13 protein-coding genes, 2 pseudogenes and 1 CRISPR repeat array are annotated in these 17,560 nt (G+C 68.0%); of the genes and pseudogenes, 10 read left to right on the top strand and 5 right to left on the bottom strand.

Annotated features, from left to right (window positions below; all coding sequences use genetic code 11):
* Positions 1-414: pseudogene (locus AC5P1C_RS42675) on the bottom strand (IS21 family transposase); the annotation flags it as partial.
* An 816-nt stretch (positions 415-1,230) separates the two neighbouring features.
* Between AC5P1C_RS42675 and cas3 the strand changes: the two are divergent.
* The 8 genes and pseudogenes from cas3 (at position 1,231) to cas2e (ending at position 10,304) form a co-directional block, all read left to right on the top strand.
* On the top strand, positions 1,231-3,993 hold the full coding sequence (gene cas3, locus AC5P1C_RS42670) for a CRISPR-associated helicase Cas3' (RefSeq protein WP_493871406.1): 2,763 nt from the start codon (positions 1,231-1,233) through the stop codon (positions 3,991-3,993).
* Positions 3,983-5,686 carry a type I-E CRISPR-associated protein Cse1/CasA gene (gene casA / locus AC5P1C_RS42665; RefSeq protein WP_493871404.1) on the top strand — a complete coding sequence of 568 codons (1,704 nt, stop codon included), beginning with the start codon at positions 3,983-3,985 and terminating at the stop codon, positions 5,684-5,686. The genes cas3 and casA overlap by 11 nt, the downstream gene beginning before the upstream one ends.
* Positions 5,687-5,733: 47 nt before the next feature.
* Positions 5,734-6,342 (top strand): type I-E CRISPR-associated protein Cse2/CasB, encoded by a 609-nt coding sequence (gene casB / locus AC5P1C_RS42660; protein WP_493871403.1) that lies wholly within the window; start codon positions 5,734-5,736, stop codon positions 6,340-6,342.
* Positions 6,339-7,535, top strand: coding sequence for a type I-E CRISPR-associated protein Cas7/Cse4/CasC (gene cas7e, locus AC5P1C_RS42655; RefSeq protein WP_493871402.1), 1,197 nt, complete (start codon positions 6,339-6,341; stop codon positions 7,533-7,535). The genes casB and cas7e overlap by 4 nt, the downstream gene beginning before the upstream one ends.
* The gene (cas5e, locus tag AC5P1C_RS42650; RefSeq protein ID WP_493871401.1) at positions 7,532-8,269 is read left to right on the top strand and encodes a type I-E CRISPR-associated protein Cas5/CasD; all 738 of its coding nucleotides are present in this window, start codon (positions 7,532-7,534) and stop codon (positions 8,267-8,269) included. Before cas7e ends, cas5e begins: the two co-directional genes overlap by 4 nt.
* Complete coding sequence (gene cas6e, locus AC5P1C_RS42645) at positions 8,269-8,988, top strand: type I-E CRISPR-associated protein Cas6/Cse3/CasE (RefSeq protein WP_493871400.1); 720 nt, start codon at positions 8,269-8,271, stop codon at positions 8,986-8,988. Before cas5e ends, cas6e begins: the two co-directional genes overlap by 1 nt.
* A 4-nt stretch (positions 8,989-8,992) precedes the next feature.
* Positions 8,993-9,957 (top strand): annotated as a pseudogene (gene cas1e / locus AC5P1C_RS42640) (type I-E CRISPR-associated endonuclease Cas1e).
* Positions 9,954-10,304, top strand: coding sequence for a type I-E CRISPR-associated endoribonuclease Cas2e (cas2e, locus tag AC5P1C_RS42635; protein ID WP_493871399.1), 351 nt, complete (start codon positions 9,954-9,956; stop codon positions 10,302-10,304). Before cas1e ends, cas2e begins: the two are co-directional and overlap by 4 nt.
* 84 nt (positions 10,305-10,388) lie before the next feature.
* Positions 10,389-10,783: direct repeats of the CRISPR family, unit length 29 nt; unit sequence CTGCTCCCCGCGCCCGCGGGGATGTTCCC.
* A 411-nt stretch (positions 10,784-11,194) separates the two neighbouring features.
* Here cas2e and AC5P1C_RS42630 read toward each other — a convergent pair.
* Complete coding sequence (locus AC5P1C_RS42630; protein ID WP_493871405.1) at positions 11,195-11,650, bottom strand: helix-turn-helix domain-containing protein; 456 nt, start codon at positions 11,648-11,650, stop codon at positions 11,195-11,197.
* Between the two features lie 204 nt (positions 11,651-11,854).
* Here AC5P1C_RS42630 and AC5P1C_RS42625 point away from each other — a divergent pair, with 204 nt between their 5' ends.
* A complete protein-coding gene (locus AC5P1C_RS42625) occupies positions 11,855-13,051 on the top strand; it encodes an NsdA family TPR-like regulatory protein (RefSeq protein ID WP_493871398.1) in 1,197 nt (398 codons plus the stop codon).
* 18 nt (positions 13,052-13,069) lie between these two features.
* Positions 13,070-13,822 (top strand): creatininase family protein, encoded by a 753-nt coding sequence (locus AC5P1C_RS42620; RefSeq protein ID WP_493871397.1) that lies wholly within the window; start codon positions 13,070-13,072, stop codon positions 13,820-13,822.
* 292 nt (positions 13,823-14,114) lie between these two features.
* On the opposite strand, the gene AC5P1C_RS42615 is transcribed toward AC5P1C_RS42620, so the two are convergent.
* The 3 genes from AC5P1C_RS42615 to AC5P1C_RS42605 all read right to left on the bottom strand — a co-directional run bounded on the left by AC5P1C_RS42615 (position 14,115) and on the right by AC5P1C_RS42605 (position 16,682).
* Positions 14,115-14,555 carry a helix-turn-helix domain-containing protein gene (locus tag AC5P1C_RS42615; RefSeq protein ID WP_493871396.1) on the bottom strand — a complete coding sequence of 147 codons (441 nt, stop codon included), beginning with the start codon at positions 14,553-14,555 and terminating at the stop codon, positions 14,115-14,117.
* Between the two features lie 274 nt (positions 14,556-14,829).
* Positions 14,830-15,384: a flavoprotein gene (locus AC5P1C_RS42610; RefSeq protein ID WP_493871395.1), complete on the bottom strand. Its 555-nt coding sequence runs from the start codon at positions 15,382-15,384 to the stop codon at positions 14,830-14,832.
* Positions 15,385-15,389: 5 nt separating this feature from the next.
* Positions 15,390-16,682, bottom strand: coding sequence for a helix-turn-helix domain-containing protein (locus tag AC5P1C_RS42605; protein ID WP_493871394.1), 1,293 nt, complete (start codon positions 16,680-16,682; stop codon positions 15,390-15,392).
* Between the last annotated feature and the right edge of the window lie 878 nt (positions 16,683-17,560).

The raw sequence follows: 17,560 nt of genomic DNA, 5'->3' as shown, positions 1-17,560 counted from the left end.
CCACATCACCATCCAGCGCACCCCGCCCGACTCCGATGAACCCCAACAAACCAGCGCAAGCTGATAGTTCAGAGAAGTGATCCAGGGGCGATACGTTCTGCGGTGGCCGGCCTGCCAGCGTTCCTTCGCCTTCGCCACCGCCCGGCGGGTCGTGCGCTCGTCCCCGGTGAACCCGAGGAGCTGAAGGCGCTCGTGGAGCTTGTCCGCGCGGACCTTGCCCTGCGACCGCTCCACCCACTCTTCGATCTTCGGCATGAACGGGTCGATCAGCTTCGGCCGGACCACAGCCGCGTCGACCGGACGGCCCGTGTCCCTCATCCGTGCGTATCTCCGCACGGTCTTCGGATCAACCCCCGCCAGCTGGGCCGCCGAATGCGCACACCCAGTGGCGTCCAAGGCTTCGAAGATCTCCATCACTTCCCTGTCAGACTTCTTCAACGATCCCTCCGGGATGGACAGCTCGGCTCGTAGTGCGTGGCAGCACCGAGCCAACCCCCGGAGGGATCACCAGTTCGGAATTGAGAATCGGGATTCACACGAACAGCCCCGTGAACAGGGAGATCAGCTGTCCGCCGAGCGGGACCCGAGGCGTCCGCCTACAAGGATCTTGCGCTGTCCGCTCTCAGGGCCCCTCCCCGAGTGCGCGGGGAGGCAGGAGGAAGAGGGCACCGTGGACACGGACTTCGAGGGTCCATCCCCGCGTGCGCGGGGAGCAGACCGAGACCGGCTTCACCATCGCGGGCACCTCGGGTCCATCCCCGCGTGCGCGGGGAGCAGGGCCCCACACACCCCCTGCCGGGGCCCGGCTCGGGTTCATCCCCGCGTGCGCGGGGAGCAGCTGGGGGGCCCGCTGAAGCACTCGCGACCCGCGGGTTCATCCCCGCGTGCGCGGGGAGCAGGCTGATTGACCAGCAAAGATACTCGGTCACGACTCCGTTTCTCGGCACATCAATCAACTCGGACCTATAGCGCAAAACGTGACGAGAGGTCTTCGTTCCTCCAGGCGCGACCTCACCCCCAGGCGAGCTGTCGAGGAACATCGTCGCAATCGGAACGATGGAAGCTGGAAAAGCATCCCTTCAGCACCCGTGATTGCACTTGGATGCTGCTGTGAATGATCTACAGGGCGGCAAATCGCGCGGCACCAGCGGGGCGCTGTCGAGGGCAGCGCGCTGTGTGTGGGCCAAGTACGACACGGGGACGGATGGCTGGCTGCCGTTGTGGCTGCACATGACGGACAGTGCGGCGGTGGCCGGTCTCTTGTGGGACCGATGGGTGCCTGAGGGAGTGCGGCGACTTGTTGCCGAGGTGCTGCCGGAGGGCATGGCGGATGCGCGTCGGCTGGCGGTGTGGCTGGCCGGGGCGCATGACATCGGGAAGGCAACGCCCGCCTTCGGCTGCCAGGTCGAAGGCCTAGCGGAGCCGATGCGCAGGGCGGGTCTGGCGATGCCCTCTGAGCGGGAGTTGAGACCGGAGCGGAGGCTGGCTCCCCACGCGCTGGCCGGGCAAACCTTGTTGCAGGAGTGGCTGGAGCAGGAGCATGGGTGGCCGGGGCGGGCCACCGCCCAGTTTGCCGTTACGCTGGGCGGGCATCACGGGGCTCCGCCGGAGGACGCGCAGATCTACGATCTCGCATGTCATCCCGGGCTGTTGCGGACGCCCGGCGCGAGTGAGGCGCTGCGGCGGCAGGTGCAGACGGAGTTGCTTGACGCGTGCGCCCAGGAGTTCGGCGTGCGGGAGCGTCTGGTCGACTGGCGGGCGGAAAAGCTGCCGCAGCCCGTTCAGGTGCTGTTGTCGGCGCTGGTCATCGTCGCGGACTGGATCGCGAGTAACCGAGACCTGTTTCCCTACTTTCCCGATGCGGCCTCGCAGGGACAGGCCGAGCGCGTCGCGGCCGCATGGCGCGGGTTGGCGCTGCCCGAGCCGTGGCGGCCCTCGGTGCCGGGCGAGTCGGCCGCCGAGCTGTTCGCTGCTCGTTTCGATCTGCCCGACAGGGCCGTGCCCCGTCCCGTGCAGGAGGCGGCGGTCCAGGTGGCCCGGGAGATGATGACGCCTGGCCTGCTAATCGTCGAGGCGCCGATGGGTGCGGGGAAGACGGAGGCGACGCTGGCGGCGGCTGAGGTATTGGCGGCGCGATCCGGGGCGGGCGGGGTGTTCTTCGCGCTGCCGACGATGGCCACCGGGAACGCGATGTTCCCGCGCCTGCTGAACTGGCTGAACCGGCTCCCCGCCGTCGACGGGGAGCGGCTGTCGGTTCAACTGGTGCACTCTAAGGCCGCGTTGAACAAGGACTTTGAGGTGCTGATGCGCGCCTCGCGGCAACACATCGCCGCGATCGACACCGAGCCCGCACAGGAGTTGCCCCGGCCCGGTGCATCGCAGCGTCTGGCGCCGGCAGAGCTGGTGGCGCACGAGTGGCTGCGTGGCCGCAAGAAGGCGATGCTGGCATCGTTCACCGTGGGGACCATCGATCAGCTGCTGTTCGCCGGGTTGAAGAGCCGCCATCTGGCGCTGCGTCACCTCGCGCTCGCGGGCAAGGTCGTCGTCATCGATGAGGCGCACGCCTACGACACGTACATGAACTCCTATCTGGACCGGGTGCTGTCGTGGCTGGGCGCCTACCGGGCGCCGGTGGTGGTGCTGTCGGCGACACTGCCCGCCGCGCGGCGCCGGGCGCTGGCGGAGGCGTACGCGGGCGTCGCGGCGGGCGCCTATGGGGCGGTGGAGGAGGCGGAGGGGTATCCGCTGGTGACCGCAGTCGCCCCCGGTCAGGAGCCGCTGGTGGTGCGCCCGGGGGCCTCGGGGCGCTCCAGTGCGGTGCGTGTCGAACCGTTGGAGGATCGCCTGGAGGTGCTCGCGGACCGGCTGGAGAACGAACTCGCCGACGGCGGGTGCGTGCTGATCGTGCGGAACACGGTGAACCGGGTGCTGGGAACAGCGCAGGCGCTGCGGGAGCGGTTCGGTGCCGACGCGGTCACGGTGGCGCACGCCCGGTTCGTCGACGTGGACCGGGCCGCGAAGGACCAGGATCTGCTGGACCGGTTCGGCCCGGCCGCCACGCAGCGGCCCCGGCGGCACATCGTGGTGGCCAGCCAGGTCGCCGAGCAGTCCCTGGATGTCGACTTCGACCTGCTGGTCACCGACCTGGCGCCGGTCGACCTGGTGCTGCAGCGGGTGGGACGCCTGCACCGGCATGAGCGCGGATCGCGGCCCGCGCGGCTGCGGGAACCGCGCTGCCTGATGACCGGCGTCGACTGGAGCTCCACTCCGCCCACGCCGGTGCGCGGCTCACAGCTGGTCTACGGGCGGCACGCGCTGTTGCGCTCCTGGGCCGTTCTCCAGCCGCATCTCACGGGCGCGGCGGGCCCGGTGCGGCTGCCGCAGGACATCAGCCCTCTCGTGCAGGACGCCTACGCCGACGGGCCGGTGGGACCTGAGGCCTGGGGCGAGGTGATGGAGGAGGCGCGGGCGGAGCACGAGCGGCGCCAGGACGTGAAGGAGCAGCGTGCCGACACGTTCCGGCTCGGGGCTCAGGCGAAGGCCGGGCGGGCGCTGACGGGCTGGGTGGCAGGCGGCGCCGGGGATGCAGATGACACCCGGGCCGGGCGGGCGCAAGTCCGCGACAACCAGGAGAGTTTGGAGGTCCTCCTCGTCCAGCAGCATCCGGACGGCTCGTTGACGACGCTGGAGTGGGTTGGCGAGGGCCGGGGCGGGCTGCCGCTGCCGCTGGATGCGGTGCCTCCGGTACGGGCAGCGAAGGCCGTGGCGGCGTGCGGGCTGCGGCTGCCGCTGCAGCTCTCCCATCCCAAGGTCATCGATCAAGTGATCGGCGAGCTGGAGGAGTTCTGCGTACCGGCCTGGCAGACCAAGCAGAGCCCGTGGCTGGCGGGAGAGCTCATTTTGCCTGTTCACAGCGATTGTCAGACCCGCCTGGCAGGGTTCGTCCTCAGCTACTCCCCCAACGACGGGCTTGAGGTGCGACGTGACGGATGACCAGACGGCAGGGACGGCAGATGGTCCGTTGTCGTTCGACCTGATCGACCAACCGTGGCTGCCGGTGCAGTTGCTCGATGGCGGTGAGACGGTGCTGTCGCTGCGGGAGATCTTCGCCCAGGCCGGCAGCCTCCGGCGGCTGGCCGGTGACGTCCCCACCCAGGACTTCGCTCTGGTGCGGCTGATGGTCGCCCTCCTCCATGACGCACTGGAGGGCCCCCAGGACCTGGATGAGTGGGGGGAGTTGTGGGAATCGGACGAGCCGTTCACGCCGGTATCCGGCTACCTGGACTCCCACCGGGAGCGGTTCGACCTGCTGCACCCGGTCGCCCCGTTCTTCCAGACGCCGGGTCTGCGGACGGCCAAGGGGGAGGTCTTCTCGCTCGACCGGATCGTGGCGGACGTGCCCAACGGCACGCTGTTCTTCACGATGCGCGCCCAAGGTGCCGAGACGATCTCCTTTGCGGAGGCGGCCCGTTGGGTGGTGCACGCGCAGGCGTACGACACCTCCGGGATCAAAACCGGGGTCGTCGGGGACGAGCGTGTCAAGGCCGGCAAGGCCTTCCCGCAGGGTGTGGCCTGGGCGGGCAGTATCGGCGGGGTGCTGGCCGAAGGGCCCACCCTGCGCGAGACGCTCCTGCTCAACCTCATCGCCGCCGACGGCCCCGGCACGGCGACGGGCGGCAAGGACCGGCCCGCCTGGCGCAGCGAGCCCGCCCGGCCGGGTGCCGCAGCTGACCTCACCCTGCGCCCGTACGGGGTGCGCGACCTGTACACCTGGCAGTCGCGCCGACTGCTGCTGCACGCGGACGCCGACGGGGTGCACAGCGTCGTGCTCACCTACGGCGATCCTCTCGCCCCGCGCAACCGGCAGGGGCTGGAGCCGATGTCTGGCTGGCGGCGCAGCCAGGCCCAGGAGAAGAAGCACCAGCAGGCCCTCGTCTACATGCCGCGCGAGCACGACCCGGCCCGCGCCGCATGGCGGGGCCTGGCCGCGCTCATCGCCCCGCGCGATCAGAACACCGCGCCCCGTGGCGAGCCGCCCTCCCGGCTGCGGCCCGGCCTGGTCGACTGGATCGCCCGTCTTATCAATGAACGGGTGCTGCCCGCCCGGACATTGATCCGCGTGCGGACCTACGGCGTGGTGTACGGCACCCAGCAGTCCGTGATCGACGAGATCACGGAGGACGCCGTCACGCTGTCCGTGATCCTGCTCAGCGAGGCCGACCGTGGCCTGGGGCAGTGCGCGGTGGATGCCGTGGCCGACGCGGAGGCGGCCGTCACGGCGCTGGGTGCGCTGGCCGCCGCCCTCGCGCAGGCGGCTGGCAGCGAGGTGGAGGCGCCCAAGGACACCGCCCGTGACCGGGGGTTCGGCGCTCTCGATGGTCCCTACCGGGCCTGGCTGGCCGCCTTGCGCCCCGGCGGTGATCCCCAGCAGGCCCGCACCCAGTGGCAGCAGACGGCACACCGGACGCTCGCTCCCATGGGCGCCCAACTCGTCGCGCAGGCGAGCGAGGCCGCGCGGCAGGGACGGGTCATCGACCGCCCCAAGGGCGGCCAACTGTGGCTCAACGCCGCCTCGGCCGACCTGCACTTCCGCACCAGGCTCAACGAATGCCTCCCGCTCGCCACACCCCCCGCCCCCGGGCCCGAAGAGGCGCCGGGCGACCGCCTCCGGAAGGTGTCCGCATGACCACCCAAACCTCAACCCGCGCTCCGCTCAGGAGCGTTGGGACTCTGGTGGACAGCCAGATCCGCCGCCTGCAGCAGGGCTATCTCGCCGACCGCTCCGACGCGGTCGCCACCCTGGCCCGCCTGCGCCGCGGCGCGGGCCGGGCTCCGATGGATGCTCCCGACCTGTGGGCCCTGATCGACCTGACGGAACTGTCCACCGACCCGCAGCTGAGGGGCGAGACCTCCCAGATCCGCGCCCAGAATGCCGCCTACGCCGCGCTGACCCTATGGGCTCTGCACCAGCAGTCCCGCCAGAAGCCCATGCACCGGCGCGACGGGCTTGGCCTGGGCGGCGCCGTGCGCCGTCTCATGCCCGCCAACGAGATCGACGAACCCGTCCGCAAGCGGTTCGTACGGGCCGGCGCAGCACCCACCTGGGACGCCCTGGCCGTCCGGCTGCGGGAGGTGGTGACCCTGCTGCGGCGCGAGGAGATCAGCCTCGACTACGCGCTGCTGGCCGACCAGCTCCACACCTGGCAGCACCCCGACCGCCGCGCCGCCGTCCGAGATGCCTGGGGGCGCTCCTTCCACGCCTACCGCCCCCAGACGACCACCCCCACCGGCGGCGCCGACGACAGTGCCGTTGACGAGACCGACCCGAAGGACACCCTGTGACCAGCCGCATCATCCTCGACGTGCACGCGCTGCAGAACGTCCCGCCGAGCAACCTCAACCGCGACGACACCGGCGCCCCAAAGTCCGCCGTCTACGGCGGCGTCACCCGGGCCCGGGTCTCCAGCCAGGCCTGGAAACGCGCGACCCGCCGCTACTTCGCCGACCTCCTCGACTCGGCCGAACTGGGCGTGCGCACCAAGCGCGTCGCCGAGTTGCTCGCCGAACACATCACCGCCCTGGCCCCGTCCATCGATGCTGCCCAGGCCCTGAAGATCGCCGCCGAGACGCTCCAGTCCGCGACCGGCTCCAAGATCGAGCCGCCCAAACGGCAGGCGGAAGCCGCGAAGAAGAACGGCATCGGCGAGCCCGCGCCCACCTCTTCGTACCTGATGTTCCTCAGTGCTCGACAGATCGGCGGGCTGGCCGAGCTCGCCGTCGAAGGCGCCGCAGACATCAAGGAGTTCTTCAAGAACAAGGAACACAAGGCCCGCGCCAAGCGGATCGCCGACACCCAGCACTCGGTCGACATCGCGCTGTTCGGCCGCATGGTCGCCGACTCCACTGACATCAACGTCGACGCCGCGGCCCAGGTCGCCCATGCCCTCAGCGTCCACCGCGCCGAAGTGGAATCGGACTACTTCACCGCGGTCGACGACCGCAACACCAACGCCGAGCCGGGTGCCGGGATGATCGGCACCGTCGACTTCAACTCCGCCACCCTCTACCGTTACGCCGCTGTCGACGTCGACCTGCTGGAACGCAACCTTGGCACGGGCCTGGCCGCCGAGGAGTCTCCGGCCACCCCCGTGCGCCGGGCCGTGGAGGCCTTCGTGGACGGCTTCGTCGCCTCCCTGCCCACCGGGAAGATCAACACGTTCGGCAACCACACGCTGCCCGACGCCGTGATCATCAAGCTCCGCGCGGCCCGCCCCGTCAGCTTTGTCTCCGCCTTCGAAAAGCCCGTGACTGCCGACGAGTCGGGCGGCCACATGGAGGGCGCCTGCGCGCGTCTGGCCGACTACATTCCCGAGATCGAACGCGCTTACGGCGATGAGAGTGCCGTCACCTGGGTGCTGCGCGTCGGCCCGGCCACTGCGAAGATCGCTGACCTGGGCACCGAAGTTCCCAGCCTGAACAAGCTCGTGGAGAGCGTCGGTGCGGCCGTCGCGGAGCGCCTGGAGCAGCGGGGATGAGTGTCCTGGTCCTGCAACTGGCTGGTCCCCTGCAGGCGTGGGGGGCTTCGGCCCGCTTCGCCCGGCGCACCACGGAGAGCGCCCCCACCAAGAGCGGCGTGATCGGCCTGCTTGCCTCCGCCAAGGGCCTGGAGCGCACCGCGGACCTCACCGCGCTCACCGCCCTGCGTTTCGGAGTCCGCATCGACCAACCGGGCACACGGATCCGGGACTTCCAGACCGCCCACCATCCCGTCACCGGTCAGGCGATGCCCATCTCCGACCGCTACTACCTGGCCGACGCGGTCTTCGTCGCCGCCCTGGAAGGCACGGACGATCTCATCGCGGCGCTGGATGCGGCGGTGCGCTGCCCGCGCTATCTGCCCTATCTGGGCCGCCGCTCCTGTCCGCCCTCCCGCCCCCTCAACCTGGGCGTCCACCCCACCGGTGCCCTGGAGGACGTCCTGGCCGCGGAACCGTGGCATGCCGCCGCATGGCACCAAAAGCGGCACCGGAATGAGACCGCAGTGGACCTGCCGGTCCTGACCGAGACTCGCGGCGGTGACACGGCCGACTCCCTCGCCGCAGACACGCTGCGCGACCAGCCCCTCAGCTTCGACCCCCGCCACCGGCGCTACGCGCTGCGCACCGTGCACCACAGCACGGTCACCGTCACCAACCCACACGCCCAGTCGGGCACCACCCGCCGCGGCGTTTCGCCGCACGATCCGACCAGCCTCCTGGAAGACGCCTGATGTTCCTGACCCGATTCCGCGTCAACACCGCGCGCCCGGCCAGCAGGCAACTGCTCTCCTCACCGCAAGCCCTGCACGCGGCCGTCATGAGCTCCTTCCCGCAGCTCCTGCCCAGCGCCCCCGACACCCCGCGCGTCCTGTGGCGCATCGACCGCAACGCGGCCGCTGAGGTCATGCTCTACATCGTGAGCCCGGAGCGGCCGGACCTGACGCACCTGGTGGAGCAAGCGGGCTGGCCCGCCGCGGCCGCCGCAGGGACCCCGGGCTGGCAGACCTACCAGTACACGCCCTTCCTCGAACACCTCGAGGAAAGGAGCGTGTGGAACTTCCGTCTCACCGCCAACCCTGTACACAGCATCCGCAACCGTGACGGCGTGCCCACCAAACGCACCGCGCACCTCACCCCCAAGCACCAACTGGGCTGGCTGTTGCAACGGCAGGAAGCCTCCGGTTTCCGCGTCGTCACCAAGCCCGCCGACCGCCGGCACACCGAGCACGGCGACGAGCACCAGATCATCGTCAGCGACCAGCGCAGCCTCGACTTCGGCAAACGCGGCACCGGCCAACGACGCCCCAACCGGGTCACCCTCACCACCGTCACCTACAACGGCCGCCTGGAAGTCACCGACCCCATCGCGCTGCGCCGCATCCTCACCCAGGGCCTGGGCAAGGCCAAGGCCTACGGCTGCGGCCTGATGACCCTCGCCCCGGCGGAGTGATCCGGTGAACACCCCGAGCCAGCGTCCGGCCAGCGGTCCGCGCGACCTCACCCGCTCGCCGACCGGACCTCCTTCGTCTACCTGGAACGCTGCACCATCCACAGCGACGCCAACGCGATCACCGCCGAAGACGCGGACGGCACCACGCACATCCCCTCCGCGACCATCGGCACGCTCCTCCTGGGCCCTGGCACCCGCATCACCCACCAGGCGATGAGCGTGCTCGGCGAGAGCGGCGCGGGCGTGGTGTGGGTCGGAGAACAGGGCGTGCGCTACTACGCCTCCGGGCGGGCCCTGACTCGTTCTTCTCATCTGGCCGAGGCCCAGGCGGTGCGCTGGGCAAACCGCCGCAGCCGCCTGGATGTGGCCCGCGCCATATACCGGCTGCGCTTCCCCGACGAAGACCCCGCCGGTTTCACCCGCCACGAACTCCTCGGCAGGGAGGGCCGCCGCGTCAAGAACTGCTATCGGGCACGAGCCGTACGCACCGGCATCCCCTGAAAGGGCCGCAACTACACCCCCGGCGACTTCACTTCGGACGACGCGGTCAACCAGGCGATCACCGCCGCAGCACAGGCGATGTACGGCGTCACCCACGCCGTCGTCACCTCTCTCGGCTGCTCCCCCGCTCTCGGCTTCGTCCACTCCGGCCACGAACTGTCCTTCGTCCTGGACGTGGCAGACCTCTACAAGACAGAGATCGGCATCCCGGTCGCCTTCGAAGCCGCAGCCCAATCACCCGAAGACATAGGCCCACGAACCCGTCGTGCGCTGCGCGACCGCATCCACGACCTGGACCTCCTCGACCGGGTCGTCGACGACATCAAAGGACTGCTCCTCACCGACGACGAAGCACGCAACGCCGAACCGAGGTCCATCGACCTGGACGAAGTCACGCTCCAGACCGACCGGGACGAACGAGTGGCTGCCGGCGTCAACCACGCCTCCCTGACCGAGGACGCCTGGTGACCGTCATCGTCCTGACCAACTGTCCGGCAGGCCTGCGAGGTCTCCTCACCCGATGGCTCCTGGAAATCTCACCCGGCGTCTTCATCGGCAGCCCATCGGCCCGCATACGCGACGTGCTGGGGGACGAGGTCTGCCAGTACACCGGCGAGGGCATGGCCCTCCTTGTGCACACCACCAACACTGAGCAGGGCTTCACCTTCCGCACACACGACCACACATGGGACCCGATCGACCACGAAGGCCTCACACTCATCCGCCGCCCAAGCTCCGCCGCCCCGAGCTCGCAGACCACCCCGCGACAGGGCTGGAGCAACGCGGCAAAGCGCCGCAGGTTCGGAAAGAGGTAATAGTCCTAGTTGCCGTATGAGTCCGCTTCCCTGGAAGTCCTGCACTTCGACACCTCTCTGTGACAAGCACGCAGGTCACGCAGCCTGCTCCCCGCGCCCGCGGGGATGTTCCCGCCAGGCAGTGGCAGGGGGTTTCGTCGGTGTCCTGCTCCCCGCGCCCGCGGGGATGTTCCCACCGACGACACGTACGCGAAGTCGTGGCGGGTCTGCTCCCCGCGCCCGCGGGGATGTTCCCGTCATCAAGGAGATGGCGTTCAACAAGTCCGACTGCTCCCCGCGCCCGCGGGGATGTTCCCAGGGAACCCTGGTCTACGTCGTGCACGTTCCGCTGCTCCCCGCGCCCGCGGGGATCTTCCCGAGGCACACGCCTGGATTCAGGGCGACGGATTCTGCTCCCCACGCCCGCGGGGATGTCCCCCAGGTGGTGGCCGCGATTCAGTCCAAGCTCGGCTGCTCCCCGCGCCCGCGGGCACGTTTCCGACCGGCTACGCTTCGGCCTCGCTCGGTTCTCCTGCTCCCCCCTCAAGCGGGGATGGCTCCCCACAGGAATCGTGTGGGCTGTGTTCGGTGTCCTGCTCCCCGCGTCTGCGGGTACGCCACCGACCATCCGTCGCTCCGGCGGATGCGGGAGGGCGCCTCCCTCATACTCCGCGCGCCCGCGGGGTTGTTGCCGCGTTGTGGTCGAGCACCGTGTCGCTGCCGGTCTACTCCCCACTCGCGTGAGGTTGTTGCCCGGAGTCCATGACCACCGACCCCGCGTCCGGCACCGCTCCAGATCCGTCAAGGCAGCCTTTGTTGATTTGCGGGAGGAGCTGCCGCTGGGCGACGCACACCTCGGCCGCAGTGGTGCGCTTGGTCTGCATAGCCGGGCGCCTCCCGCGGCTACGAGTTCAGGTCTCGGTGCCTAGCATCTCCACGGGAACGTTCGGTGGGGCCTCGTCAGCATTAGAGCGAAGCATCGGGCCAGTAACTTCGATCGGCGCGTCCAAGCCATCGAGGAGCGCAATGATCCGGTCAATGTTGGTGAGCCGTCGCCTCCCCGACTCCAGCAGGGACAGGAAGGACTGACTCAGCTCGGTGAGGGTTGACATGTCCTCCTGCCGGAGCCCGCCGTGTTCTCGGATGAGGCGGCATAGGGTGCCGAAGTCCCGCTGAACCAGAGCCCTTTTTACTCCACTGTGCTGCCATACGTGCGGTGGGACGAAGGGCAACTTCGGCTCTACAACCCTCGCTCCACGGCCGCATCCGCTGCACAGATCAGCAGAGTTGTACCTGCTCAGCCGACAGGAGCAGCGGATACACCGGCGCACTCCCGGCGCAACCACAGGCACCTCGGCGGCTTGCATCGCCGGCACGGTCATCCACTCCTCCACGGAACAAGCCATCAACCTGAAGAGCGCCAGATCGGCGCAGGTACCAGTAAGCCGTGGCCGCGAGCCGTTGACAGTGGACAGGGTTAACAACCGGCCTCGTTAACTGTTAACCCCCCACGTCAGCCCAGGATTAACGTCATGATGGGCTCCATGTGAGCTGGGACCGCGGAGGGGCCGATGGGGGCGAAGAGCAAGCTGCAGGCGGCCCGACTGCGTGCTGACTGGACACAACCCGAACTGATCGACGCGTTGGTCGCTGCCGCGGATCGGCTGGGCGTGGCATCACCGTCACCGTCCAGTTGGAAGACCCTCATCTCGATGTACGAGAACGGGCGACGTCCGGTGAGCCCTGACCATCGGCCCTTGTTCCGCGAGGTGTACCAGGCCACGGACGAGGAGCTCGGCTTCCCAATCTCGGCGAAGGTGCCGGAGCTCCAGGCAGCTCCGCCTTCAACTCTGTTGCGAAGCAAACTGCCTGTGCCGGTGAACCCGAAGATGCTCAAGTACCTGACATCGGTACTTGAGCATCACGCGCAGGCCGAGCCGTTAGTCGGTCCGCTCTTCCTCATCGCGCCTGTCGAGGCTCAGGTGCCCCTGATTGAGCAGATGTGCCTGGAGGCGTACGGGCCCCTGCGGGAGAGCGTGCTGCGTCTCGGCGCCCGGTACACCGAGTTCCTGGGCTGGCTGTACCAGGACTTGGGCAACCCTGACGAGGCTATGAAATGGACGAGTCAGGCCATGGACTATGCCCAGGAGCTGAACGACTCGTCGCTCATGGCATACAACTTTCAGCGCCGCAGCAACATCGCCACGGAGGCCGGGTATGCCGGGCATGGGGCTGGCCTCGCCAGCGCGGCCCTACGGTATTCGCCGGATCTCTCCCCCCGAGTTCGTGCGGTTGTCCTGCGTCAGCTGGCGAACAGCAAGGCCAACCTGGGTGAACATGCCGAGGCCATGCGGGCCATCGATCAAGCTCTGGAGTCCGCGGCTCAGGGGGACGACGATGATCCAATGGCCGGGTACTGCTCCGTCGCCTACGTCGAGATGGAGGGAGCCAACTGTGATCTCCGGCTGGAGAGGCCGGAGAACGCGGTCGGTACGTTCACTGAAAGCTTGCAGCACTGGCCGGCGGTTCAAGAGCGTGATCGCGGTCTGTGCCTGGCGAGGCTGGCCACCGCAGAGGCCACCATGGGCAATGTGGAGGGCGCACACGTCGCAGCCCAGCAGGCGCTCGGCATCGCTGAGCAGACCGGGTCTGCCCGCATCCGGGATGAGCTGTTCCGTCTGCGGCCCCGACTTGCGCCGTGGCGCAAGCTGGTGGAAATCTCCGAGCTGAACCGGGCGCTCGACAGGTTGAAGGGCGCCGCTATGTAGTTCGAGCGAAGGAGCACTGTGAACTTGCTGCCGACTGCTACCAGCACCGACGTAGAGGAGCAGCTGCCCCGTGTGGCCGTGCTCCCCATCGGCTCCTTCGAGCAGCACGGCCGCTACCTACCGTTGATCACGGACACGGCGATCGCCTGCATCATCGCCCGGGAGATAGCCGACGCCTATCCCGTGCATCTGCTGCCTCCCGTGACCATGTCGTGCAGCCACGAGCACGGCTCCTGGCCAGGAACGGTCAGTATCAGCGCCAAGACCTTGCTCGCGATGATCGAGGACATCCGGGCGTCGCTCGCACGCTCGGATATCGAGAAGCTGGTGATCGTGAACGGCCATGGCGGGAACTATGTGCTCTCCAATGTGGTTCAGGAGGCGAACGTCGACGGGCCCTGTATGTCGCTGTTCCCTCTCAGCTCTGACTGGGAGCGGGCAAGGCAACACGGCGGGCTAGTCTCCGATCGGCACGGCGACATGCACGCTGGGGAGGTCGAGACCTCCCTCCTCCTCCACGCCGCACCAGAGCTGGTACGGCCCGGCTACGAGAACGCGGACCACGACGGCGGAGCACGGCGTTTCCTCCTGACGCTCGGCATGGGCGCCTATACCGACTCTGGCGTGATCGGCTATCCCTCGCACGCAACGGCTGCCAAGGGGGAGGCCGTCCTGGCCAGCCTCACGGACACATTCGCAGAACACCTGAAAGCCCTCGGCGAACCCTCGGCTGGTCTGTCGCCAGCCCGGTTGTCCGAGCGGCCAGCCTGACAGAATTCATATCCGACATCTCAGGCATACTCTGACGGCCGGATTTATCGGCCAGCTGCACTTTGTGGCCCGCGGGTCGGTCAGCGAGTTGCGGGTCGCGTGGAGGGCCAATTTGGCAGCTTCTCGGAGCAAAGCGCGATGTCGACAACAGCGAGCAGACGCAGCTGGTGTCACCGGCTCCCGTCTGATCTTCCTCGCCGCCGTACCCTTCGGCTGGAGCGGTCAGAAGCCCCAGCCGCGCCGGTCGGCCAGCCATCGGAGCACAACTTCGCCGCACCAGGTCGCTCCACTCTCACGAACGGGGACGCTGGGGTAGAGAAGCTGACGGATGATGCAGGCTGGGCCGCAGCATCGGTCCGGTGAGCTCTGGTGGAGCTTGCAGGCCATCCAGCAATTTAATGATCTTGTCAATGTTGGTCAGCTTGCGGGCTCCGGATTCCAGCATCGACAAGAAGGGCTGGCTCAGCTCGGTGAGTGCGGCGACGTCGTCCTGACGGACCCTGCCGTGCTGTCTGATCAGCTGGCACATGCGCCCGAATTCGCGGTTGATCAATGCCTGCCGGACATCAGGTAACTGCCATATGTCGGTGGGGATGCTGGGTGCGGTCGGCTCGTTGTCACGGATACAACCGGAGCACACATCTTCCTTGTTGTACCGGCTCAGACGGCATTGACAGAGCTTGCAGCGGCGGGGAGTGCTGGCTTGCGTGGAGGCATCTGTGGCAGCGCCCACGGCAAGGTGCTTCGTGCCCGACGACGTGAGGGTAGCCTCTGGCGAGCACCTAGACGAGTGGCCGCCGCCTACCCCTTCCGTGCATGTATTCGGGTAGCTCTTGGACGCGCTAACCCTGGCCTTCGTACTGGGGAGTGTTGCGCTCAAGCTCTGATCGGGCATTCGTACCCTCCGTTAGGCAGCGATGCCTCAGAGTGGCGTCGTTCAAGGTGAAGGACCCGGACAGAGTGTCCGGGTCCAAATTCCTCAAGCTCTCAACTTTATTGATGGAAGGTCAGAACAAGGCCCTGCTTGCCCCATCCAGTACGGCTTCCCACGGGTACCGGCGTCCGGGCATACCTGCCCGCGGCTCGGCGAGCGGCCATACCTCGTCTCCGTAGATCAACTGAACCCCGGAATCGTAAAGGGCCTTGATGTGCCCCTCCCACGCGGGATGGCGAGCGTGCGCGGCGTTCACCCGCGGCCAGACGACTACCGGGAGATCTAGCGTCCCGATGGCCTCGTTGACCTGTGTCAATGCCTGGTTGTCTGAGATCCCGAGGGCGAGCTTGGCGACGGTGTTGGCACTTGCCGGAGCGACAACGTAGCAGTCCGCCGGAGGGTGCGGTCGAGCGTCACCTGGCAGGCGTGATTCGGCCCGGACGGGAAGGCCGGTCAGCCCTTCGAGCTCTGCAGTTTCCCCGCTGGCGCGGAGCCACTGGCCTGCGGTCGGTGTGAGCGTGACCGCGACCGTCCAACCTCGTGCGAGCGCCGGAATGACGAGCCCGGTACGCAGTTCCTCGATTCCGCCGGCGCTCGATCCGATGACGCCTAGCACCTTGCCCTGCATCGAACTCACTGCACCGCCCTGCATCGTTGGGCCATGGCCAGCAGCTCGGATGAGCGGCTGCCGCCTGTGACCGGGGACTGCTTCCTCAGTTCGCGAAGGGTCTCGCGTACACGTGGATTGTTCCTCACGAGCTGCGGCGAGGTCTGTTCGGCTTCCCTCAGTTCGCTGAAGGACTCGTCGACACGGCCACTGAGGCAAAGGCCGCAGGCGTAGTCGATGCGGTGGGACACGGCGCGTTCTGCTGGCATGTGGGAGACGTTGATGTCGCCGTGCTCGACGATGTACGGGATGTTCTCCAGGTCGAGCTCGATCGACAGGCGGTGGAGTTCGACGTTCGTTGGACCGAAGCAGGTCTGCCAGTGGTTCTCATCGGAGCCGAGCCGGTCTGCGCGCTGCTTTGCCTTCTCCAACAGGAAGTTGGCGGTTGGCCGATCCTGATGACGTGCTGCGGCCACAGCGGCTCGCAGGTGGATCATTCCGAGCAGGCTCAGGGCGGCTGGGTCGTCGTCGCGAACTTGAGTGACGAGCCAGGCCGCCGCGGTATCGCTCAGTTCGAGGGCGTCCTCGTAGCGCCCGTTGGCCAGCAGCGCGTGCGTACCGGAGCGGGCGGCGGAGACGAGCGACAGTGGGTCCTCGGATGCATCGGCGGCCCGCATGGCACGCTCAGCAGCCAGCCACGACAGGTCGGACTCGCCGACTTTGGCGAGGGTGGTCGCCGCCAGATGGTGTGTACGGGCTGAGATGACGAGACCCTGTCTTCCCTGATCTCCACTCGGAAGGTCTTCAAGCTCCTGGGCGGTCCCGAGTAGACCAGGCAAGGCAGCTATGACGTCGCCAAGGGCGCCAGCCTGGTAGTCGCTCCAGCGGCGCTCGACGAGGGCCTCCGCCTGGTCCGGCTGTGGGAACTGCTGCTCCGCTGTGGGACCGAATAGCAGCTTGGAGAGCCTCCGAGGGTTCATCAGCGCATTGCGGACCGCCGGCACGTCGTCCATGTGCTTCTCGTCGTCCTCCAGGAGGACGGGCTGTCCCGTCAAGTCGCCGAGCGGGACCCGCAGAATGCGGGCGAGCTCAGCGAGCTTGTCGATCCGAGGTGGCTTCCGCACACCTCGCTCGATCTTCGACAGCCAATCAGTGCCGTGCCCGACGAGGCCGGCGAGTACGGGCTGCGTATAGTCCCGACGCTCGCGGTAGAACGCGATCCGCTCTCCGATGCTGAGGTGATCCCCAAGACCACGCATGCGCGCTGCCTCCCCGACGGTTGGTCCATCATTCACGGTAGCGGCCGAAGCAGGCCACAAGGTCAGGGCGCGATGCGGGCTGCGGTGCCGTGCTCAACATTCACTCCCGGCCCCAGAACCGGCCGGATACTCTGTCCGGCTACACCCACAAGTCGGGTAAGGCCGCGCCGTGCTGCCCAGCCTCACGGATACATTCGCAGCACAACTGGCCCCCCTTGGCGGACCCTCGGCAGGTCGTTTCGTCGGCGACTGACCAGCCCGACGGTCTGAACGACCAGCTCGACAGGATTCGCGGATGACACCTCCAGGCTGAATCCGTCCGCGAGTTCGTTGGCACGATGGGCGCTCGGTGCCACTTGGGCTGGTCAACGTGGTGCGAGTCTGGCAGGGCAGCGGATCCCCTGCCGCGGCCTGGAGCCGCGGCAGGGAAACTCAAGGGCAAGGTTATGGTGAGGACCGTTGCGGATGAGCAGACTTGGGGCGGAGTTAGCGAGTGGGAGATGCAGGCCGTCGGCCGCTGCCCCTGAGGGCGGATGCGGATCGCTGGATGACTGTCAGGGCTCAGCGGATGGTGCTTGGCGTAGTGCACAACATCACGTCGGCCACTCGACTCGTAGACCTACTAGCTACCTTCGCGAGCGACGAGCGGATCCAAGTCATTTTCTCCTGCACCGAGTCATCCGCCCTTGACGGCGGGACATCCGAGTTTCTGCACTCCCGAGGAATGCTGACCATTCCATGGGATGTAGCTATTTCGGAGAAGTTTGACCTAGCCCTTGCCACTAACCGGGGTGGAGATTTGCATAAAATCCCCTTCCCGCTCATTGGCTCCCCGCACGGCGCTGGCTATAATAAACAATTGAGCCGGGAGCCGGGAGCCGGGAGCCGGGAGCCGGGAGCCGGGAGCCGGGAGCCGGGAGCCGGGAGCCGGGAGCCGG

The sequence above is a fragment of the Streptomyces sp. A18 genome, from assembly GCF_059026065.1.
The sequence above is the reverse complement of the archived record's forward strand: the minus strand, read 5'-3'. Positions and strand labels throughout refer to the sequence as shown.

What these genes read in the sequence shown, in the direction of transcription:
- cas6e (WP_493871400.1), top strand. Translation starts at nt 8,269, where the DNA reads ATGTTCCTGACCCGATTCCGCGTCAACACCGCGCGCCCGGCCAGCAGG.
- AC5P1C_RS42610 (WP_493871395.1), bottom strand. Translation starts at nt 15,384, where the DNA reads ATGCAGGGCAAGGTGCTAGGCGTCATCGGATCGAGCGCCGGCGGAATC.
- AC5P1C_RS42630 (WP_493871405.1), bottom strand. Translation starts at nt 11,650, where the DNA reads ATGCAAGCCGCCGAGGTGCCTGTGGTTGCGCCGGGAGTGCGCCGGTGT.
- cas5e (WP_493871401.1), top strand. Translation starts at nt 7,532, where the DNA reads ATGAGTGTCCTGGTCCTGCAACTGGCTGGTCCCCTGCAGGCGTGGGGG.
- cas3 (WP_493871406.1), top strand. Translation starts at nt 1,231, where the DNA reads ATGACGGACAGTGCGGCGGTGGCCGGTCTCTTGTGGGACCGATGGGTG.
- AC5P1C_RS42625 (WP_493871398.1), top strand. Translation starts at nt 11,855, where the DNA reads ATGGGGGCGAAGAGCAAGCTGCAGGCGGCCCGACTGCGTGCTGACTGG.